The following is a 20,182-nucleotide window of genomic DNA, read 5'->3' as shown; positions in this document are numbered from 1 at the left end:
CGTTTACCCGGCCTGCATGCTGTTTTTGTAGGTCGGGCAAACGAAACGCCACCCGACGCAGGCAATTTACATGTTCACACCATTACGCACGCTATTCGCCGCTCTGCTGCTCACCGGCCATGCTTTTGCCGCCACGGTTCATGACGAACATGGCGCCTTTACGCTTGATAAAACGCCACAACGGATAGTGGTGCTGGAACTGTCGTTCGCGGACGCACTGGCTGCTGTCGATGTCAGTCCGGTCGGCATTGCCGACGATAACGATGCCACACGCATTCTTCCAGAGGTTCGTGCCCATCTGAAACCCTGGCAGTCTGTCGGCGCGCGTGCGCAGCCGAGTTTAGAAGCCATCAGCGCGCTGAAACCGGATCTGATCATTGCCGACAACAGCCGCCATGCAGGTATTTACAGCGCCTTACAGCAAATCGCACCTGTGCTGCTGCTCAAGTCCCGCAATGAAACTTACGCTGAAAATCTTCAGTCTGCGGCCATCATCGGTGAAATTGTGGGTAAAAAAGCACAGATGCAGTCACGCCTGGCGCAACACCAACAACAGATGTCAGCGTGGGCCAGCCAACTGCCAAAAGACACGATGGTGGTGTTTGGTACGTCCCGGGAGCAACAGTTCAACCTGCACACGCAGGAGACCTGGACCGGGGGCGTCCTGACCTCTCTGGGGCTGACGGTGCCTGCGGCTATGGCGGGTTCGTCTATGCCGTCCATCGGTCTGGAACAGCTGCTGGCGCTCAATCCGGCATGGCTGCTGGTCGCGCACTATCGTGAAGAGAGCATCGTGAAACGCTGGCAACAAGACCCGCTGTGGCAGATGTTAACTGCGGCGCAAAAACAGCAGACGGCGTCGGTCGACAGTAACGCCTGGGCGCGGATGCGCGGCATTTTCGCAGCCGAACACATTGCCAGCGACACGGTAAAAATCTTTCACCACCAGCCTTTATCCGATGTGAAATGACAATTTTCAAACATCCAGCGCTACAGTGGGGGCTTCCCCTTGTCGCGCTTATCACTATCTTCTGGCTGAGTCTGTTTTGCTACTCGGCCATTCCTGTTTCCGGCGTTGACGCCATTCACGCCCTGCTACCAGGCCATACGCCGACGCTTCCACAAGCGCTGGTGCAAAACCTTCGTTTGCCGAGAAGCCTGGTCGCCATTTTGATCGGCGCAAGCCTGGCTCTGGCGGGAACGCTGCTGCAGACCCTGACGCATAATGCAATGGCCTCCCCTTCACTACTCGGTATTAACAGTGGCGCAGCGCTGGCGATGGCGCTTACCAGCGCTATCAGCCCTGCGCCCGTTACGGGTTACTCCATCGCCTTTATCGCCGCCTGCGGTGGCGGCGTAAGCTGGCTGATGGTGATGACCGCAGGTGGTGGATTTCGCCACACCCAGGACAGAAACAAATTGATCCTCGCGGGCATCGCGTTCTCGGCTTTCTGCATGGCCCTTACCCGCATCACTCTGCTGCTGACGGAAGATCACGCCTACGGCATTTTTTACTGGCTTGCGGGAGGCGTATCCCACGCATGTTGGCAGGAGTTCTGGCAGCTTTTCCCAATGGTAGTGGTTGCTGTACCGGTGGTATTGCTGCTGGCTAATCAACTGAACCTGCTTAACGTCAGTGACAGCACCGCCCGCACGCTGGGGGTGAATCTGCCGAAGCTCCGTTTGATCATCAATGTTCTGGTGCTGCTTCTGGTCGGTACCTGCGTCAGCGTGGCAGGTCCGGTGGCGTTTATCGGTCTGCTGATGCCGCATCTGGCTCGCTTCTGGGTAGGATTCGATCAGCGCAAGGTCCTGCCGATGAGCATGCTTATGGGCGCCACACTGCTGCTGCTGGCTGATGTTCTGGCCCGAGCGTTGGCCTTCCCTGGCGAATTGCCCGCGGGGGCAGTAGTGGCGCTGATTGGTGCACCCTGTTTTGTCTGGCTGGTCAGGAGGCGTGGATGAAAATTGCGTTCGTCATTTTCATCGCCCTCGCGCTGGCAGGACTTTCGGCTTTGTCACTACAAATGGGGGTGATCGCCGTTCCCTGGCGTGCTCTGCTGAGCGACTGGCAGACCGGGCGCGAATATCATTTCGTATTAACGTCGTACCGCCTGCCGCGACTGCTGCTGGCGCTGCTTGTTGGTGCAGCCCTCGCAGTGGCAGGCGTGCTGGTGCAAGGGATCGTGCGTAACCCTCTGGCATCACCGGATATCCTCGGCGTAAACCATGCCGCCAGTCTTGCCTCTGTGGGCGCGCTGCTTCTCTTACCGTCACTACCGGTGATTACTCTGCCGCTACTGGCCTTTGCCGGTGGCATGGCGGGCCTGATCCTGCTGAGAATACTGGCGAACACCAGCCAGCCGATGAAGCTGGCGCTCACGGGTGTTGCGCTCTCTGCCTGCTGGGCCAGCCTGACGGATTATCTGATGCTTTCGCGTCCGCAGGATGTGAACAGCGCCCTGCTGTGGCTGACCGGCAGCTTATGGGGCCGTGACTGGAGCTTTGTGAAAATAGCCGCCCCACTGCTGATTTTGTTTCTGCCGCTGAGTCTGCGTTTTTGCCGCGATCTCGACCTCCTGGCATTGGGCGATGCGCGCGCCACCACGCTCGGTGTGTCGGTGCCGCGTATTCGGCTCCAGGCTTTGCTACTGGCCGTCGCCATGACATCGACCGGCGTGGCCGTCTGCGGCCCAATTAGCTTTATTGGTCTTGTGGTGCCGCATATGGTGCGCAGCATTACCGGTGGACGTCACCGCTGGCTGCTGCCCGTATCAGCCATGACAGGTGCGTTACTGCTGGTGGTTGCCGACCTGCTGGCGCGAATTGTTCATCCTCCTCTGGAACTTCCGGCTGGCGTGCTGACCGCCATTATCGGTGCACCATGGTTTGTCTGGCTGCTTGTGAGAATGCGATAAATGACATTACGAACTGAAAATCTGACGGTCTGTTACGGTACAAACAAGGTGCTTGATGGCGTTTCACTCACCCTACCAGCGGGGAAGGCAATCGCCCTGCTCGGCCCTAACGGCTGCGGGAAGTCAACGTTGTTAAACTGTTTTTCACGACTGTTAACGCCGCAGTCCGGAGGCGTATTTCTCGGCGATAGTGCCATCAATACGCTCTCATCACGCCAGATAGCCCGCAGGCTGGCGCTGCTGCCCCAGCACCATTTAACTCCCGAGGGGATCACCGTCCAGGAGCTTGTTTCGTACGGTCGCAACCCGTGGTTGTCACTCTGGGGGCGTCTCTCCGTTGAAGACAATACGCGGGTCCATGATGCTATGAACCAGACCCGGATCCAACATCTTGCCGACCGACGGTTAACCGATCTTTCTGGCGGTCAGCGACAGCGCGCATTTCTGGCGATGGTCCTGGCGCAGGATACGCCCGTTGTACTACTCGATGAGCCAACCACCTATCTCGATATCAATCACCAGGTGGAACTGATGCGGCTGATGGGCGAACTCAGGGCTCAGGGGAAAACGGTGGTCGCCGTGCTGCACGACCTTAATCAAGCCAGCCGGTACTGCGACCATCTGGTGGTCATGGCGAACGGACATGTTATGGCGCAAGGCACACCAGAAGAGGTGATGAACCCTGGATTGCTGAGAACCGTATTCAGCGTGGATACGGAGATACACCCCGAACCAGTATCTGGCAGGCCGATGTGTGTAGTGAGGTAGATGATACAGTCTGTAATGGTACCAGGGTCTCAACAGGTCGCTTGTCATATCACTCACGCTACGATGACTTCACTCTGCCCTGTGAGTTCAATCGGTCGATGCAACGCTATCCTTAATCGAAGGGGGACGTTGGACGCTGTATGTTCACTAGAATACGGCAGTTTCCGGTGTGATAATTAACCATTACGCGTGGTTGTCGTTGTATCAACGTACTATCCTGGAAAGGATAAAATCCACACATCCCTCTACAGAAACGCATAACAATTCATAAGAAAATCTGTCGGCGCATCATCACTGATTTTTTTATGAAAATTATTTGACTGATCGTTCCATAATCAATACTATGCCGCCTCAACTCATTTCAAGTCCCACATCCCTATGAGTGCTGAAAAACCAACCTTTCCAGGTCGTCCACGAAAGTTCGAAGATCAGGATGTCATTGATGCTGCCGTCGCTGTTTTCAGCGCCAATGGTTATGCAGGCACCTCTGCGCAAGATTTATGCAATGGTACGGGATTAGGGCGGGGAAGCCTATACAATGCCTTTGGAAGCAAGCAAGCCCTGTACGAGCAAGCTTTGTTGCGCAGCCACGAACAAACTATGTCAGCACAGTTAACAATACTCACACAGCCAGGTCTGGTAAAAGAGCGATTGCACACCCTTCTGCTCTGGGGTATTGCCGAAGATCTTTCTCAGCCAGAGCAGCATGATGCGATGGTCTTATTTTCAGCCCTGGAGATGGGCAGTAAAGATGAAGCCGTTGCGAGCCTGAATAATGAATATCGTCAGCATTTAGAAAAAACGCTGGTGTCGGTATTCATCGAAGGCCAACGAAGCGGCGAACTGAACAATAAAGCATCAGCCGTCGAAATGGCGAGAGGCTTTATGGCAGGCTATTACGGTTTACGTGTGCTGAATAAAAACATTTCAGATAGAAAAATCCTCGAAGATGTCGTCGCTGGTCTGTTAATCAATTTATAAATTTAAGCGGAAAAATTCATTATTTACTTGCACTCATTTTTGTAACGATCATTCCAATACAAGGAAAAATAAAAAAACATGCCATTAGTCGTTTATATTTTAGGGTTAGCCATTTTTTCATTAGGTACAGCAGAGTTAATGGTGGCGGGTATGATGACCACGCTATCTGAAGCATTTGGTGTTACAGTCGGCGAAGTCGGGCATTTGATTTCATATTATGCATTCGGTGTAATGCTAGGTGGCCCGGTATTAACCTACACCTTTCTTAAGTTTAAAGCGCCCTATCGCTCAACGTTATTATGGCTGTTAGGGTTATATGTTATCGTACAAGGATTAAGCGTCTTTGCCTCTGATTACAATGTGTTAGTTGCCATTCGAATCGTGACAGGTATTTTATGTGCAGGGTGTTTAAGTCTTTCACTCGCGACAAGTATGGCTCTTGTATCTGTAGAAAATCGCCCTCGTGCCGCATCAATAGTGATAGCAGGTTTTATGGTATCCAATGTCTTTGGTGTACCTATCGCGACAATCATTGACCAGCACTGGGGCTGGAAAATGAGTTTTGGGCTGGTTGCGGTCCTGGTTTTCATATGCCTGCTAGCATTAGTACGTTTATTGCCACATATGAGCGGCGGCGGTGCTATCAAGATGGCTGAAGAGATTAAGGCATTTAAAAATAAAGCCTATTGGAAAGCCTGTGCAACCAGCTGTTTGATTTTGGGAGCAAGTTTTGCGGCATTCAGTTATTTTGTTCCCGTGCTGACGGATGTCAGTGAATTTACAATGCAGACAGTTCCCTTCATTCTGATGCTTTATGGACTAGCCAATATCATCGGGAATATGGTAACGGGACGTCTTGCATATCGCCATAGTTTAACTGTTATGGTTGTCGGCTTAACAATATTGAGTATTTCTTTGCTCGGCATGGCGCTATTTGTTCAATATCAGGTCATTGCTATTCTGGCTGTTATACTTATCGGTTTATCTGGCGTACCAATGAATCCGGCAATGATGGCAAGAATTGTCAGCGTGGCACATCCAGGGCCAATGGTCAATGCCGTTCATACTTCCGTGATCAATATTGGATTAGGTGGCGGTTCTTATTTAGGTGGAATGGCAATTTCATCTGGATTCGGTTTACGTTCAGCTCTATGGATTGGAATGGTATTAGCGGTTCTGGCTTTATTATCCGTATTACCTTATATCCGTCGTAGTAAACAAGGCTGGAGTTAATATGTTCTGAAGATAAAAATGCCCCACTTATAAAAATTACGGGGCGTCGATTTAGCCGTTAAATTTTATTCAAAACTCACTGGCTGCATGTCGCTCAAAGTTGCCCCTCAGCTCCACGACAGGTGCGTAGTAAACCCATCCGTGTAAGTGCACAATTTTCATGTGTCACTAAAGCAGTGTGTTCCCATCAACATTCAGTCAGCTTTATACGCCTGCCACTCGCGCCAGACATTCTCAGGATCAATATCGCGGTAGCCACGCTCTCTGATTATATCCTCGGCTGCTTCGGCTGGCAGGCGGATGGCTGTAGCGCCATCGCGAATGGACTCAACCTCATCGCGGGTCAATTCCCGTCCTATGTCCTGTTCTTTATCAATCAGAACTACGATCAACGCAGGGATAAAAACAATCTTCATACTGATAAGCCTCTGAAATGTTCGCATGCCACTGTATCACTGACAGTTTTGATATAGTTCAGTAATCGTCGATTTATTTCCAGGACGGGAATCATTCATGACATTACAAATCCGTGAAGCTACACCGGCGACGCGATGTTGCTTAATACGCTGGGCTACCGCATCTACCGCGCACACTTTGAACAAAAGGCAACAATTTTTGAACACCCTGCTTTCGAGCGGTTTTTTTGCTTTTCTGTTTTCTCATTCATCTTATTTTTCATGTTGCCATCAGATGAGGGAGATAATCGTTTTCACTTCCCGTCTGTCGCGGTAATCTCATAACGGTCGTTAATATTGCGACTGCAATGTGTGTAACCCAACTCAAATACTAATAACTAAAAAACAGTACAGACAGGATAACTATGGATTCCTCCCTCACCTCCACGGGTCCCCAACAGGACGCCTCTTCACTTAACCGCGCCCGACGCGCTGCGCTTGGTAGCTTCGCGGGTGCCGTGGTCGACTGGTATGATTTTCTGCTTTACGGCATCACTGCCGCACTGGTCTTTAACCGCGAGTTCTTCCCGCAAGTCAGCCCGGCGATGGGGACACTTGCCGCATTTGCCACCTTTGGCGTCGGATTTTTGTTCCGTCCGCTAGGCGGGGTGATCTTCGGCCACTTCGGCGATCGCCTGGGGCGTAAACGTATGCTGATGCTCACCGTCTGGATGATGGGGATCGCCACTGCACTGATAGGGATTATTCCTTCCTTTGACACCATTGGCTGGTGGGCACCTGTGCTGCTGGTGACGCTGCGCGCTATCCAGGGGTTTGCCGTTGGCGGTGAATGGGGCGGGGCGGCGTTGCTCTCGGTCGAAAGCGCGCCGAAAAATAAAAAAGCCTTCTACAGCAGCGGTGTTCAGGTCGGTTATGGCGTCGGGCTACTGCTTTCTACCGGTCTGGTCTCGCTGATTAGCTCGCAAACCACCGATGAGCAGTTCCTGAGTTGGGGCTGGCGTATTCCATTCCTGTTCAGCATCGTGCTGGTATTGGGCGCGTTGTGGATGCGTAACCGAATGGATGAATCAGCCGAATTCGAACAGCAGCAACAGGCGCCGCAACCAGAGAAAAAGAGACTACCGGTAGTCGAGGCGTTAATCCGTCATCCAGGTGCCTTTTTGAAAATTATCGCTCTGCGCCTGTGTGAACTGCTGACGATGTATATCGTCACTGCGTTTGCCCTAAATTACTCCACGCAGAATCTGGGCTTACCCCGTGAACTGTTTCTGAATATCGGCTTGTTGGTGGGTGGGCTGAGCTGTCTGACCATCCCCTGCTTCGCCTGGCTCGCCGACCGTTTTGGTCGCCGGCGCGTTTACATTACCGGCGCACTGGTCGGGACGCTCAGCGCATTCCCGTTCTTTATGGCGTTAGAAGCGCAATCCATTTTCTGGATCGTTTTCTTCGCGATTATGTTGGCCAACATTGCACACGATATGGTGGTCTGCGTGCAGCAACCTATGTTTACCGGTTTGTTTGGCGCAAGCTATCGCTACAGCGGCGCAGGCGTTGGTTATCAGGTAGCAAGCGTGGTTGGCGGCGGTTTTACCCCCTTCATTGCTGCTGCGCTGGTAACATTCTCCGGCGGAGACTGGCACAGTGTGGCCATTTATCTGATGGCGGGTTGTCTTATTTCCGCCACTACAGCATTGCTGATGCGGGATAAGCAGCACGGTTAAGCCAGGGTGCGGAGGCCGTCCGGTCTTCGCACAATCTTCCTCAACGTCTGACTTTTGTTTCACATTCCTGTGACATACTATCGGGAGAGCAGTACATCTGTGGAACAAGGAGACAGACATGAACAATAAGGGCTCCAGCCTGACCCCGGCTCAGGCGCTGGATAAACTGGACGCGCTGTACGAGCAGTCGGTTAAAGCACTGCGTAGCGCCATTGGTAAGTATATTGAAACAGGGACGCTCCCTGACGTAATCGCCCGCCATAACGGTCTTTTTGTTTACCCATCACTGTGTGTCACCTGGGATGGCAGCGCCACCAATCCCCCGAAAACCCGCGCCTATGGTCGTTTTACCCATGCGGGCTGCTACACCACTACGATTACCCGTCCGTCGCTTTTTCGTCCGTATCTTGAAGAACAACTCACGCTGCTGTATCAGGATTATGATGCGCATATCTCCGTTGAGCCGTCGCAGCATGAAATCCCCTATCCGTATGTCATTGACGGTTCTGAACTGACGCTCGACCGCTCGATGAGTGCCGGCCTAACGCGCCACTTCCCCACAACCGAGCTGTCACAGATTGGCGATGAAACAGCCGACGGTACCTATCATCCGGCGGAATTCTCCCCGTTGTCGCACTTCGACGCCCGACGAGTAGATTTTTCGCTGGCGCGACTGCGCCACTACACGGGAACACCGGTTGAACATTTTCAGCCGTTTGTGCTGTTCACCAACTACACTCGCTACGTCGATGAGTTTGTGCGTTGGGGTTGCAGCCAGATCCTCGACCCGGACAGCCCGTATATCGCGCTTTCTTGTGCGGGCGGGATCTGGATCACCGCTGAAACTGAAGCGCCTGAAGAAGCGATCTCCGATCTCGCCTGGAAGAAACACCAGATGCCCGCCTGGCATTTAATCACCGCCGACGGTCAGGGGATCACACTGGTCAATATCGGCGTTGGCCCGTCTAACGCCAAAACCATTTGCGATCATTTGGCCGTACTGCGTCCTGATGTCTGGCTGATGATTGGTCACTGTGGCGGGCTGCGTGAAAGCCAGGCGATTGGCGACTATGTTCTGGCCCATGCTTATCTGCGTGACGACCACGTGCTGGATGCCGTACTGCCGCCAGATATTCCAATTCCGAGCATCGCGGAAGTGCAGCGCGCACTGTATGACGCTACCAAAGAAGTCAGCGGTATGCCCGGCGAAGAGGTTAAACAGCGCCTGCGTACCGGTACCGTCGTCACCACTGACGATCGCAACTGGGAGCTACGCTATTCCGCTTCTGCGCTACGCTTTAACCTCAGCCGCGCGGTGGCTATCGATATGGAAAGTGCCACCATCGCCGCCCAGGGATACCGTTTCCGCGTTCCGTACGGCACGCTACTGTGCGTTTCCGACAAGCCGCTGCACGGTGAGATCAAACTGCCTGGTCAGGCCAACCGTTTTTATGAAGGTGCCATTTCTGAGCATCTGCAAATAGGTATCCGGGCTATCGATCGTTTGCGTGCTGAAGGCGACCGACTGCACTCCCGTAAATTACGTACATTCAACGAACCGCCGTTCCGTTAAGGCCTGAAGGTAACTATGCACAACTCAACTCCTCTTTCCGCCCTGCGTAACCTGCTGATAGCGCAGGGGCTGGATGGCATGATTGTCCCGCGCGCCGACGCTCATCAAAGCGAAGATTGTACGCCGCATGACAATAAACTAGCCTGGCTGACCGGTTTTAGCGGCTCAGCGGGACTCGCGCTGGTCCTGCAAGACCGCGCATTAATGTTTGTCGATGGACGTTATCAGGTCCAGGTACGCAATGAAGTCTCGCTGGATGATTTTGAAATTCATCATTTACACGATGAACCGCTGGCCGACTATTTGCAGTCTCATGTTGCAGCAGGCAAACGTATCGGCTTTGAACCGATGCTGATGGTCAATAGCCAGTTTGAAGCACTGTCGGCAACCCACTGCGAGCTGGTGCCTCTTGAGCAAGATCCTTTTGACCAGGTATGGCTAGACCGCCCGGCAGCACCCTGCGGCATCATTCGTGAAATGCCCATTGAAATCAGCGGTGAAAGCAGCACGCAAAAGCGTGCCCGCGTCGTGGAACAACTCGCTCAACACCAGGCTGACGTGCTGGCAATTACCCTGCCGGATAACATTGCCTGGTTATTGAATGTGCGCGGTTCGGATCTGGCCATGGTGCCAGTGCCGTTTTCGTTTGCCCTGCTCCATCGCAGCGGTGAGCTGGAATGGTTTGTGGATAGCAATAAAACGCAACAGCTCCCCGCATCACTGCTGGATACGCTTACTCTGGCCCCGCAAGAGAATTTTCTGACTCGCTGCCAGCAATTAGCTAATGGGAAGCGTTTCCTGGTCGATAAAGACTACGCCCCGGTCGCATTGCGTTTTGCCATTGAAGAACACGGTGGCAACGTCTTATGGGCGCCCGATCCCATCACTCTGATGAAATCCCACAAAAATGACGTTGAACTGGCAGGCTATCGGGAATGCCATGAACAAGATGGCGCAGCCTGGGTAAACTTCCTTGCCTGGCTGGCCCATGAAGTTCCTTTGCGCGAAGCGGCAGGCAATCCGGTCACCGAGCTGGAAGCGCAGGCCAAGCAACTGGAATTTCGCCAGCAGCAGCCGGGATTTATCGAGCAAAGTTTCAGCACGATTTCGGCCTCTGCCAGCAATGCCGCAATGTGCCATTACCACTCCAGTGAAAAAACCAATACGCCAATTACCTCGCAGGCCATGTATCTGAATGATTCCGGTGGCCAGTACCACAATGGTACGACGGATACGACGCGTACCCTCGCATTTGGCCCACAGGACCCGCAACGTCGCCTGCATTACACCGCCGTGTTGAAAGGCTTTTTGTCGCTAATTTCGCTGCAGTTTCCCAGCGGGACTCAGGGCCATCAACTGGATGCTTTTAGTCGCCGGGCGTTGTGGGAGCTGGGTCTGGATTTTGATCATGGCACGGGACACGGCGTGGGTCACCAGTTGCTTATTCATGAGCAGCCACATCGCATTGCCAAAAAAGTAAACCCGTGGCCACTGGTCGCAGGCAACATCATCACCATCGAGCCGGGTTATTATCTGGCCGGACAATATGGGATCCGTATTGAGAATCAGGTGGAGATTATCAACAGTCGTCCTGGTTTCTGTCGTTTCTCAACGCTGACGCTGGTACCGATTGATTTGAATCTGGTCGAACTGCATCTGCTGAGTGATGCTGAGAAACAGTGGATTGATGATTACCACCAGCAGGTCAGAGAGACGCTATCCCCGCGCGTGAACGCAGAGGCACGTCCCTGGCTGTTCGCTGCCACCGCACCGATTCGCGTTCAGGCTAATTAATGCAATAAAAAAGGCAGCCCGCAGGCTGCCTTAGTTCTCCCCAACTTCTTACTGCTTAGCTGTTACGGATGTACTCATCCATTTCAGTTTTCAGGTTATCGGACTTAGTCCCGAAGATAGCCTGAACACCGGAACCAGCTACCACAACGCCTGCCGCACCCAGTTTCTTCAGGCCAGCCTGATCCACTTTAGCAACGTCAGCCACGCTGACACGCAGACGAGTGATGCACGCATCGAGGTTAGTGATGTTTTCTTTACCGCCGAATGCAGCAACCAGAGCCGGAGCCATTTCACCGGTCGCACCTGCTTTGCTGTCTTCGGTAGCATCTTCACGACCTGGCGTTTTCAGGTCCAGCGCTTTGATCAGCACACGGAAGATGGTGTAGTAAACAATCGCATAACCGATACCGACAATCGGGAACAGCCACAGTTTGCTGCTGTTACCGGACAGAACGATAAAGTCGATCAGACCGTGGGAGAACGACGTACCGTCGCGCATACCCAGCAGGATACAGATCGGGAATGCCAGACCAGCCAGAATCGCGTGGATGATGTACAGGATCGGCGCCACGAACATGAAGGAGAACTCGATCGGCTCGGTAATACCGGTCAGGAACGAGGTCAGCGCCGCGGAGATCATGATACCGCCCACTTTCGCGCGGTTTTCTGGTTTAGCAGAGTGCCAGATAGCGATAGCAGCAGCCGGCAGACCGTACATTTTGAACAGGAAGCCACCGGACAGTTTGCCCGCAGTCGGGTCACCCGCCATATAGCGAGGAATATCACCGTGGAACACCTGACCCGCAGCGTTGGTGTATTCACCGATCTGCATCTGGAATGGAACGTTCCAGATATGGTGCAGACCAAACGGTACCAGGCAGCGCTCAATGAAGCCATAGATACCGAACGCCACGACCGGGTTCTGGTATGCAGCCCACTGAGAGAACGTCTGAATAGCAGTACCAATCGGCGGCCAAATGAAGGACAGAACCACACCTGTGAAGATGGCAGCCAGACCAGAAATGATAGGAACGAAGCGCTTACCCGCAAAGAAGCCAAGATACTCAGGCAATTTGATACGGTAGAAACGGTTGAACATATACGCTGCAATCGCACCGGAGATAATCCCCCCGAGAACCCCCGTATCAGCAAGGTGTTTAGCGGCGATCTCTTCAGCAGGTAAATGCAGAACCAGCGGCGCAACAACAGCCATGGTCTTAACCATGATGCCGTAAGCAACAACGGATGCCAGTGCAGATACACCGTCATTATTAGTGAAGCCTAACGCAACACCGATAGCAAAAATCAGCGGCATGTTCGCAAAAACAGAACCGCCTGCTTCTGCCATTACGTGCGATACAACGGCTGGCAGCCAGCTGAAGTTAGCGGAACCGACGCCCAGCAGGATACCTGCAATCGGGAGTACGGATACCGGCAGCATCAGCGATTTACCGACCTTTTGCAGGTTAGCAAATGCATTCTTAAACATAATTAGGAGTGCTCCTGAGTATTTGTGCTTATACACTTCATCCTTCAAACCGCCTCAGCGCGGGCTGCGCTCGTTCATCCCAGACACTTACTCTAGTAAGCTCCTGCAATTCACTCACTTGCCGCCTTGATGCAGCTTGATTGACTTTGTGTATTCTACGTTCTCACGCATTGGCGAGGGGGGAGAACCTCGCCGTGTACAGGGCATCTAAGTACCCTTTATTTATTACACAGAGTAAAATAATTCAGTTTGTTTTTGTTTGACGGCTATCACAGTTCAGTCGTGAATGGCCGCAAAATCCGCACATTCCGATAAAATGCGTTTCTGAATGTGTCAAACTGATTATTCACCGCCCATTTTGTGGCGGTGAACTTTACTCGCATTAGTGATTAATTACGAGCTTTAAAAAAAGTCAGTTAACGAACAGATTGCAGGCGAGAAGCGTCGATGTGAAACAGGCGGGCAAAGTTATCAGTGGTTGCCTGCGCCAGTTCTTCAACGGCAACACCTTTCACTACGGCCATGTACTCTGCAACGTCACGAGTCATGGCGGGCTGGTTCTCTTTTCCACGATGCGGTACAGGCGCAAGGTAGGGAGAATCCGTCTCGACCAATAACCGGTCCAGAGGAACATAGCGGGCGGCATCACGGAGTTGCTCTGCATTTCGGAACGTGACGATGCCGGAAAACGAGATATAGAATCCAAGGTCCAGTAATTTGCCCGCCGTTTCTCTGTCCTCTGTAAAACAGTGTAGTACGCCGCCACAATCCGTCACTTTTTCTTCGCGCAGAATAGACAGCGTATCGGCTCGCGCATCGCGGGTATGCACGATAACCGGCTTCTGTAACTCACGGCCGATCTGAATATGGTGGATAAAAGATTCCTGCTGGCGCACCTTTGTTTCCGGCGTGTAAAAATAGTCCAGCCCGGTTTCTCCCATCGCCACAACCCCCTCTTCGGCGGCAAAACGACGCAGGTCCTCAACATCATAGGTTTCATCCTGATTTAACGGATGCACGCCGCAGGAGAAAACCACATTGTCACGCTCACCGACCAGTTCGCGCATACTGCGATATCCTGGCAGGGTGGTCGCGACGGCAAGACAGAATTTCACATCACGTGCGGCCGCTTTTGCCAGCACGTCATCCACGTCCTTATGCAGAGATTGATAATCCAGGCCATCAAGATGGCAGTGTGAGTCGACTAAAAACATAATGTCTCTCTCAAAGATGGGGAACAGGCAGTACGGTGCCTGGTTGCAGGTAATGCTCAATACGAAGAATAAGATCGGTTAACACCAGCTCACGGTTTACGCCTGTTACGTTCAGCAGTTGCTGACGACAATGACAAACGTCACCGAGTATCGCCTGTATCTGGGCAACGGATAACCGTTCTGCGATAGAAGATATCAGGTCCAACGCATCAGGATTCGTTAAATGGGAAACCCCATATGGACGTTTCAACGCATCCGTCAACAACGTTGCCAGCCAGTGTAAACGGGCGGCAGCCTGATCGTGGTTTAACGCCGCGAGCAAGATATACCAGTCGCCTGCGTTTAATGTGTTCACCAGTGCCGCACAAAAATCTGTGCGGTGCGCCCAGCTTTCAGCCTGTAACAACGTGAGTGCCGCGCCTGGCGAACCTGCACTCAGGCGTAACGCGCTCAGCAGCGCTTCTGACGATGCAGTCACCTCACGAGCAAGCCAGGAGATCGCATACGACTCCGGAGGTGGCGCAAGATGATGTAACCGGCAACGACTGCGTAATGTCGCCAGCAAGCGAGCTGGCTCTGTGCTGGCGAGGAAAAACCAGGTTTGTGCCGGGGGTTCTTCCAGCGTTTTCAGCAAGGCGTTGGCGGCGGCATCGGTTAACTGGGCAGCATCCGGGATCCACACGACCTTCGCACCGCCGAGACGCGAATGCTCGTACAGCTTTTCACTGACTTCGCGTACCGCATCAACCCCGAGCGTGCTTTTGCCTTTTTCCGGCAGCAGCGAATAGTAGTCAGGGTGCGTCCCCGCCTGCATTAGCTGACAGCCGCGGCACTGTCCACAGCTTTTATGCCCTTCCGGCTGCTGGCACATTAAATAGCGGCTGAGGGCGTAAATCAGCGCGTCGTCGCCCATTCCGGGTAACGCCTGAATCAGTAACGCATGGTGACCACGACCCGTCTGGTAGCTGGCTACCAGTTTTTCAAAATCCGGTCGTAACCATGGGTACCATTTCATGCGCCCTGCTCCTTCACCCATTGGGTGATGGTATGACGGATATCAGCCATCACAGCCTCCAACGGCTGCGTAGCGTCTATAGTACGAATGCTGGTGTCTTTGGCAGCCAGCTCAAGATAGCGCGCGCGAGTACGATTAAAGAAGTCGAAAGATTCCTGCTCAATACGATCCAGCTCGCCGCGGGCACGGGCACGCTTCAACCCGACTTCTGGTGTCACATCCAGATAAATCGTCAGGTCCGGGCGAAAATCACCAAGCACCGCATCACGCAGGGTTGCCAGCATGTTTTGATCGATACCGCGTCCACCACCCTGATACGCCTGGGTCGACAGATCGTGACGATCGCCAATTACCCACGCGCCTTTCGCCAGTGCAGGTTTAATAACGGTTTCGACCAACTGTACACGCGCCGCGTAAAACATCAGAACTTCGGCTTTATCGGTAATGACCTCGTCACCGACCGATTTAATATCCAGCACCAGACTTCTTAGTTTCTCAGCCAGCTGCGTTCCACCAGGTTCACGGGTGAAAACCATGTCACGAATACCGAGTTGCTCAAGTGTCTCCACCACCACGTTACGCGCGGTGGTTTTTCCGGCGCCTTCCAGGCCTTCAATGACGATATAGTTACTGCCCATTTTTTTCCTTAAGCACTTTCAGGTAATCCTGCACGGACCGGTTATGGCTGGCAAGATTGGTGTTAAACGTGTGGCCGCCTTTACCGTCAGCCACAAAATAGAGATACGGCGTTTTTGCCGGATGCGCCGCGGCCTGCAATGAAGCCTCTCCCGGCATGGCAATCGGGCCTGGCGGCAGTCCCGTAATGGTATAGGTGTTATAGGCGGTCGGGGTGTCTAAATCCACACGCGACAATTTGCCATTATACCGTGTACCCATCCCGTAAATCACGGTCGGATCGGTTTGTAAACGCATACCGATACGTAAGCGGTTAATAAAGACCGAAGCCACCTGGTCGCGCTCGCTGGCAACCGCAGTTTCTTTTTCAATAATAGAAGCCATGGTTACCAGCTGATTTTTGTCCTGATAAGGCAGGCCATCAGCGCGTCCCTCCCAGACAGTATCCACCGCTTTAACCATTTTCTGATGCGCACGTTTTAGCAACGCTACGTCAGTAGTATTGGCGGTATACATCCAGGTATCTGGCCAGAACCAGCCCTCCACCCATTGCGGGTTTTCCAGCTTCAGCGCCTCGGCCACGGTCTCATAGCTATCGTCGCTTAACGTATGTTTGATATACGGGGCATCACGCAGCTGTTTGAGGTAATCGCTCAGGCGCATCCCTTCAACCAGACGTAACGGGAACTGCGCCTCTTTGCCGCTTTCCAGCAGTTGCAGCATGTCCCGCACCGTCATGTCAGGCGTGAAGCGATATGTTCCGGCCTTAAAATGCGACAGCTCGGGCTCCACACGCAGCAGCCACTGGAACACGCGCGGACGATTGATAACTTTGTCTGCATACAGCTGTTCGCCGAGAGCCAGACGGCCCGTTCCCGCTTTCAGCGTAAAAATCGTTTCTTCTTTAATCAATAATTTGCTGTCCGCCAGATGGCGAACTTTCCACATTCCCACTCCAGCGGCAATGCCCAGCACAACCAGCAATAACAGGACAACAAGTAACAGTTTTTTCATGACTAATTCGGGTGCTCACAAAGTGGGGCTAAATAATCAAATAACAAACGTGAAGACAACAACGTGTCGCCACAGGCACGCACGGGAATAATGGGCATTAACGCGTTACAGACGACGATTTCATCAGCCTGCATTACCTCCTCCAACCCGGCATACACTTCGACAATACTGAATGGCGATTGTGCCAGCATCCGGATACAGAATTGTCGCATAATACCGTTCACTCCGGCCTGGTCCAGCCGGGGCGTGTAAACCACATCGCCTTTACGCCAGAACAAATTAGCCGCACAGCATTCCGTAACCCATCCCTCGCTGTCAAGAACCAGCGCTTCATCGGCGTCCGTCTGTTCAAGATGAGAGCGAATCAACACCTGCTCCAGTCGATTCAAGTGTTTAAGCCCGGCAAGCAGTGGATTACGTCCCAGCCGCACTGGGCTTAGCGCCAGCGTAATACCTTCTTGCCGCCAACGATCGTAATGATCGGGCCAGGCTGAAACGGAGAGGATGCGTGTGGCACTATGACAATTTTTGCCACTGTAACCCCGGCCTCCACTGCCACGGCTGATAATCACTTTCAACACACCGCGTACGTGCCCTTTCGCCAGCATTTTCATTTCATTTTGCAGCTCGGACCAATCTTCAAAAGAGATCAGCAGTTTTTGGCAAGCGTCTTGTAAACGCTCAAGATGCGCTGCAAAGAGAGGAATTTCACCGTCGATAATACAGGCAGTGGTAAAACAGCCATCACCAAATTGGGTCGCTCGATCGCTTGCGGCCAGCATATCTTGCTCGCAGCCATTAATTAAGAACATGGTGGCTCCTTATTTCTGGTCCGCTAGTTTGGCAGGATGAGTAACACAGGACAAGGGCGGAAAACCGAATAAAAAAAGGCCCGACAAGCGGACCTTTTCAATTTGCTATCGATGCTAGCGCATCACCTGACGGACTTAAATCTTTTTAAAGATCAAAGAGCCGTTGGTACCACCGAAGCCAAAGGAGTTACACAGCGCATACTCCAGACCACTAACCTGACGCGCTTCGTGAGGTACGAAGTCCAGGTCACAACCTTCATCCGGGTTATCCAGGTTGATGGTTGGCGGAATAGCCTGATCGCGCAGCGCCAGGATAGAGAAAATAGACTCTACCGCGCCCGCCGCACCCAACAGGTGTCCGGTCATGGATTTGGTGGAGCTTACCATCACACGGCTTGCCGCATCGCCAAAGACAGATTTCACTGCCTGGGTTTCAGCTTTATCGCCTGCAGGCGTAGACGTACCATGTGCGTTGACATAGCCGATCTGACCCGCTTCAATAGCCGCATCGCGCAGTGCGTTGACCATTGCCAGCGCAGCGCCTGCACCGTTTTCCGGTGGCGACGTCATGTGGTAAGCATCGCTGCTCATACCGAAGCCAACGACTTCAGCATAGATTTTTGCACCGCGCGCTTTCGCATGCTCGTACTCTTCCAGTACCACCATGCCAGCACCGTCGCCCAGCACAAAGCCGTCACGCTCTTTGTCCCATGGGCGGCTTGCCGCTTGCGGGTTATCATTACGCGTAGACAGTGCACGTGCCGCGCCAAAGCCACCCACACCCAACGGCGTACTGGCTTTTTCAGCACCACCCGCAACCATCGCGTCTGCATCGCCGTATGCAATGATACGTGCGGCATGACCGATGTTATGCACGCCTGAAGTACAGGCGGTCGCGATGGAGATGCTTGGCCCTTGCAGGCCGTACATGATGGTCAGGTGACCAGCCACCATGTTAACAATCGTCGACGGAACGAAGAACGGGCTGATCTTACGCGGTCCACCGTTTACCAGTGAGGTATGGTTTTCTTCGATAAGACCGAGACCGCCAATACCGGAGCCGATAGCGGCGCCAATACGATGAGCGTTCTCTTCCGTAATTTCGAGGCCAGAATCCTGCATGGCCTGAACGCCAGCGACAATTCCATATTGAATGAAGGCATCCATCTTGCGCTGTTCTTTGCGCGAGATAATGTCTTCACAGTTAAAATCCTTTACTAAGCCAGCAAATTTCGTTGCATAGGCGCTAGTATCGAAATGGTCGATCAGGCTGATGCCACTCTGACCGGCAAGGAGAGCTTTCCAGGTAGACTCTACGGTATTGCCGACAGGAGACAACATGCCCAGTCCGGTCACAACTACACGACGCTTAGACACGGTTGTCCTCCAGGGAGGGAAAATAATTCAAGTGGGATAAAAAGATAAAACTCAGGCGGTCGAATGACCGCCTGGAGATGTTCACTTACGCCTGGTGGCCGTTGATGTAATCAATGGCAGCCTGAACGGTAGTGATTTTCTCAGCTTCTTCGTCCGGAATCTCAGTATCAAACTCTTCTTCCAGAGCCATTACCAGCTCAACGGTGTCAAGAGAATCTGCGCCCAGGTCTTCAACGAAGGAAGCATTGTTGGTTACTTCTTCCTGCTTAACGCCCAGCTGTTCGCCGATAATTTTCTTAACGCGTTCTTCGATAGTGCTCATACTCTTAAATTTCCTATCAAAACTCGCTTTCGCGATGGTTTTCGTAGTGTATAAAATGTTGAAAAATTTGCAACTAAATCCCGGCAGGTCTTACCACGATTTTACGTTATTTTGAGGCCAAGACCTACAATAACGCAAATATTTTTCATCGTGGTTAAACCATGTACATCCCGCCGTTGACGTGCAAAGTCTCACCTGTGATGTAACTTGCTTCGTCAGAAGCTAAAAATGCAACCGCACTGGCGATTTCCTGAGCGCCACCGAGGCGACCCGCAGGAACCTGCGCCAGAATACCCGCACGCTGATCATCAGACAGCGCACGCGTCATGTCCGTTTCAATAAAGCCCGGAGCAACAACGTTTACAGTAATGCCACGAGACGCAACTTCGCGCGCCAGTGATTTACTGAAGCCGATCAGACCCGCTTTCGCCGCAGCGTAGTTAGCCTGACCCGCATTTCCCATGGTACCAACCACAGAACCGATAGTGATAATACGCCCATGACGCTTTTTCATCATAGCTCGCATTACCGCTTTTGACAGACGGAAAACAGATGACAGGTTGGTTTCGATGATATCGTTCCACTCGTCATCTTTCATGCGCATTAACAGGTTATCACGAGTAATCCCGGCATTATTGACCAGGATATCGACTTCACCAAATTCTGCGCGAATATTTTCCAGAACAGATTCGATAGATGCCGGATCGGTCACATTCAACATCAGACCTTTACCATTTGCACCTAAGTAATCGCTAATGGCCTGCGCGCCGCTTTCGCTGGTAGCAGTACCGATAACTTTCGCGCCACGGGCAACAAATGTCTCAGCAATTGCGCGGCCAATGCCACGGCTTGCACCGGTAACCAGCGCGATTTTTCCTTCAAAACTCATGGTCTTCCTC

19 protein-coding genes are annotated in these 20,182 nt (G+C 52.7%); 9 read left to right on the top strand and 10 right to left on the bottom strand.

Annotated elements, in window-relative coordinates; translation table 11 throughout:
• The first annotated feature begins 70 nt into the window (after positions 1–70).
• The 6 genes from OGY67_RS20760 (at position 71) to OGY67_RS20735 (ending at position 5,900) form a co-directional block, all read left to right on the top strand.
• A complete protein-coding gene (locus OGY67_RS20760; protein WP_286574459.1) occupies positions 71–970 on the top strand; it encodes a Fe(3+) dicitrate ABC transporter substrate-binding protein FecB in 900 nt (299 codons plus the stop codon).
• Complete coding sequence (gene fecC / locus OGY67_RS20755) at positions 967–1,965, top strand: iron-dicitrate ABC transporter permease FecC (RefSeq protein WP_286574458.1); 999 nt, start codon at positions 967–969, stop codon at positions 1,963–1,965. Before OGY67_RS20760 ends, fecC begins: the two co-directional genes overlap by 4 nt.
• Positions 1,962–2,918: a Fe(3+) dicitrate ABC transporter permease subunit FecD gene (fecD, locus tag OGY67_RS20750; RefSeq protein WP_286574457.1), complete on the top strand. Its 957-nt coding sequence runs from the start codon at positions 1,962–1,964 to the stop codon at positions 2,916–2,918. The genes fecC and fecD overlap by 4 nt, the downstream gene beginning before the upstream one ends.
• Positions 2,919–3,686 (top strand): Fe(3+) dicitrate ABC transporter ATP-binding protein FecE, encoded by a 768-nt coding sequence (fecE, locus tag OGY67_RS20745; protein WP_286574456.1) that lies wholly within the window; start codon positions 2,919–2,921, stop codon positions 3,684–3,686.
• 378 nt (positions 3,687–4,064) lie between these two features.
• Positions 4,065–4,667 carry a TetR/AcrR family transcriptional regulator gene (locus OGY67_RS20740; protein WP_100272629.1) on the top strand — a complete coding sequence of 201 codons (603 nt, stop codon included), beginning with the start codon at positions 4,065–4,067 and terminating at the stop codon, positions 4,665–4,667.
• A 78-nt stretch (positions 4,668–4,745) separates the two neighbouring features.
• Positions 4,746–5,900 (top strand): MFS transporter, encoded by a 1,155-nt coding sequence (locus OGY67_RS20735; RefSeq protein ID WP_048235640.1) that lies wholly within the window; start codon positions 4,746–4,748, stop codon positions 5,898–5,900.
• Positions 5,901–6,094: 194 nt separating this feature from the next.
• Here the strand turns inward: OGY67_RS20735 and OGY67_RS20730 are convergent, their stop codons facing one another.
• Positions 6,095–6,316, bottom strand: coding sequence for a hypothetical protein (locus OGY67_RS20730; protein WP_003036289.1), 222 nt, complete (start codon positions 6,314–6,316; stop codon positions 6,095–6,097).
• 404 nt (positions 6,317–6,720) lie between these two features.
• Here OGY67_RS20730 and shiA point away from each other — a divergent pair, with 404 nt between their 5' ends.
• From shiA to OGY67_RS20715, 3 genes are all read left to right on the top strand, one after another.
• Complete coding sequence (gene shiA, locus OGY67_RS20725) at positions 6,721–8,037, top strand: shikimate transporter (RefSeq protein ID WP_003832199.1); 1,317 nt, start codon at positions 6,721–6,723, stop codon at positions 8,035–8,037.
• A gap of 118 nt (positions 8,038–8,155) precedes the next feature.
• Positions 8,156–9,610, top strand: coding sequence for an AMP nucleosidase (locus OGY67_RS20720; RefSeq protein ID WP_032942969.1), 1,455 nt, complete (start codon positions 8,156–8,158; stop codon positions 9,608–9,610).
• A gap of 15 nt (positions 9,611–9,625) precedes the next feature.
• On the top strand, positions 9,626–11,404 hold the full coding sequence (locus tag OGY67_RS20715; RefSeq protein ID WP_128611805.1) for an aminopeptidase P family protein: 1,779 nt from the start codon (positions 9,626–9,628) through the stop codon (positions 11,402–11,404).
• A gap of 55 nt (positions 11,405–11,459) precedes the next feature.
• On the opposite strand, the gene ptsG is transcribed toward OGY67_RS20715, so the two are convergent.
• The 9 genes from ptsG to fabG form a co-directional block, all read right to left on the bottom strand.
• Positions 11,460–12,893, bottom strand: coding sequence for a PTS glucose transporter subunit IIBC (ptsG, locus tag OGY67_RS20710; protein WP_003836725.1), 1,434 nt, complete (start codon positions 12,891–12,893; stop codon positions 11,460–11,462).
• Positions 12,894–13,309: 416 nt separating this feature from the next.
• The gene (locus OGY67_RS20705; RefSeq protein WP_020996495.1) at positions 13,310–14,107 is read right to left on the bottom strand and encodes a metal-dependent hydrolase; all 798 of its coding nucleotides are present in this window, start codon (positions 14,105–14,107) and stop codon (positions 13,310–13,312) included.
• Positions 14,108–14,117: 10 nt separating this feature from the next.
• On the bottom strand, positions 14,118–15,122 hold the full coding sequence (holB, locus tag OGY67_RS20700; protein WP_103285018.1) for a DNA polymerase III subunit delta': 1,005 nt from the start codon (positions 15,120–15,122) through the stop codon (positions 14,118–14,120).
• On the bottom strand, positions 15,119–15,760 hold the full coding sequence (gene tmk, locus OGY67_RS20695) for a dTMP kinase (protein WP_008784374.1): 642 nt from the start codon (positions 15,758–15,760) through the stop codon (positions 15,119–15,121). Before tmk ends, holB begins: the two co-directional genes overlap by 4 nt.
• Positions 15,750–16,772, bottom strand: coding sequence for a cell division protein YceG (gene yceG, locus OGY67_RS20690; protein WP_008784373.1), 1,023 nt, complete (start codon positions 16,770–16,772; stop codon positions 15,750–15,752). Before yceG ends, tmk begins: the two co-directional genes overlap by 11 nt.
• Positions 16,773–16,774: 2 nt before the next feature.
• The gene (gene pabC / locus OGY67_RS20685; protein WP_032942963.1) at positions 16,775–17,584 is read right to left on the bottom strand and encodes an aminodeoxychorismate lyase; all 810 of its coding nucleotides are present in this window, start codon (positions 17,582–17,584) and stop codon (positions 16,775–16,777) included.
• Positions 17,585–17,719: 135 nt separating this feature from the next.
• Positions 17,720–18,961, bottom strand: coding sequence for a beta-ketoacyl-ACP synthase II (fabF, locus tag OGY67_RS20680; protein ID WP_003036260.1), 1,242 nt, complete (start codon positions 18,959–18,961; stop codon positions 17,720–17,722).
• Between the two features lie 85 nt (positions 18,962–19,046).
• Positions 19,047–19,283, bottom strand: a complete 237-nt coding sequence (gene acpP / locus OGY67_RS20675) for an acyl carrier protein (protein WP_000103754.1) — start codon at positions 19,281–19,283, stop codon at positions 19,047–19,049.
• A 154-nt stretch (positions 19,284–19,437) separates the two neighbouring features.
• A complete protein-coding gene (gene fabG, locus OGY67_RS20670) occupies positions 19,438–20,172 on the bottom strand; it encodes a 3-oxoacyl-ACP reductase FabG (protein ID WP_286574455.1) in 735 nt (244 codons plus the stop codon).
• Positions 20,173–20,182 lie beyond the last annotated feature (10 nt).

Origin of the sequence: Citrobacter sp. Cpo015, assembly GCF_030333035.1 — a bacterium.
GTDB classification, from domain to species: domain Bacteria; phylum Pseudomonadota; class Gammaproteobacteria; order Enterobacterales; family Enterobacteriaceae; genus Citrobacter; species Citrobacter portucalensis.
This window is presented reverse-complemented; position numbering and strand designations above follow the sequence as displayed.

Bases quoted from the DNA above. Each gene is read 5' to 3' on its own strand.
- OGY67_RS20760 (WP_286574459.1), top strand. From the start codon at position 71: ATGTTCACACCATTACGCACGCTATTCGCCGCTCTGCTGCTCACCGGC.
- fecC (WP_286574458.1), top strand. From the start codon at position 967: ATGACAATTTTCAAACATCCAGCGCTACAGTGGGGGCTTCCCCTTGTC.
- fecD (WP_286574457.1), top strand. From the start codon at position 1,962: ATGAAAATTGCGTTCGTCATTTTCATCGCCCTCGCGCTGGCAGGACTT.
- fecE (WP_286574456.1), top strand. From the start codon at position 2,919: ATGACATTACGAACTGAAAATCTGACGGTCTGTTACGGTACAAACAAG.
- OGY67_RS20740 (WP_100272629.1), top strand. From the start codon at position 4,065: ATGAGTGCTGAAAAACCAACCTTTCCAGGTCGTCCACGAAAGTTCGAA.
- OGY67_RS20735 (WP_048235640.1), top strand. From the start codon at position 4,746: ATGCCATTAGTCGTTTATATTTTAGGGTTAGCCATTTTTTCATTAGGT.
- OGY67_RS20730 (WP_003036289.1), bottom strand. From the start codon at position 6,316: ATGAAGATTGTTTTTATCCCTGCGTTGATCGTAGTTCTGATTGATAAA.
- shiA (WP_003832199.1), top strand. From the start codon at position 6,721: ATGGATTCCTCCCTCACCTCCACGGGTCCCCAACAGGACGCCTCTTCA.
- OGY67_RS20720 (WP_032942969.1), top strand. From the start codon at position 8,156: ATGAACAATAAGGGCTCCAGCCTGACCCCGGCTCAGGCGCTGGATAAA.
- OGY67_RS20715 (WP_128611805.1), top strand. From the start codon at position 9,626: ATGCACAACTCAACTCCTCTTTCCGCCCTGCGTAACCTGCTGATAGCG.
- ptsG (WP_003836725.1), bottom strand. From the start codon at position 12,893: ATGTTTAAGAATGCATTTGCTAACCTGCAAAAGGTCGGTAAATCGCTG.
- OGY67_RS20705 (WP_020996495.1), bottom strand. From the start codon at position 14,107: ATGTTTTTAGTCGACTCACACTGCCATCTTGATGGCCTGGATTATCAA.
- holB (WP_103285018.1), bottom strand. From the start codon at position 15,122: ATGAAATGGTACCCATGGTTACGACCGGATTTTGAAAAACTGGTAGCC.
- tmk (WP_008784374.1), bottom strand. From the start codon at position 15,760: ATGGGCAGTAACTATATCGTCATTGAAGGCCTGGAAGGCGCCGGAAAA.
- yceG (WP_008784373.1), bottom strand. From the start codon at position 16,772: ATGAAAAAACTGTTACTTGTTGTCCTGTTATTGCTGGTTGTGCTGGGC.
- pabC (WP_032942963.1), bottom strand. From the start codon at position 17,584: ATGTTCTTAATTAATGGCTGCGAGCAAGATATGCTGGCCGCAAGCGAT.
- acpP (WP_000103754.1), bottom strand. From the start codon at position 19,283: ATGAGCACTATCGAAGAACGCGTTAAGAAAATTATCGGCGAACAGCTG.
- fabG (WP_286574455.1), bottom strand. From the start codon at position 20,172: ATGAGTTTTGAAGGAAAAATCGCGCTGGTTACCGGTGCAAGCCGTGGC.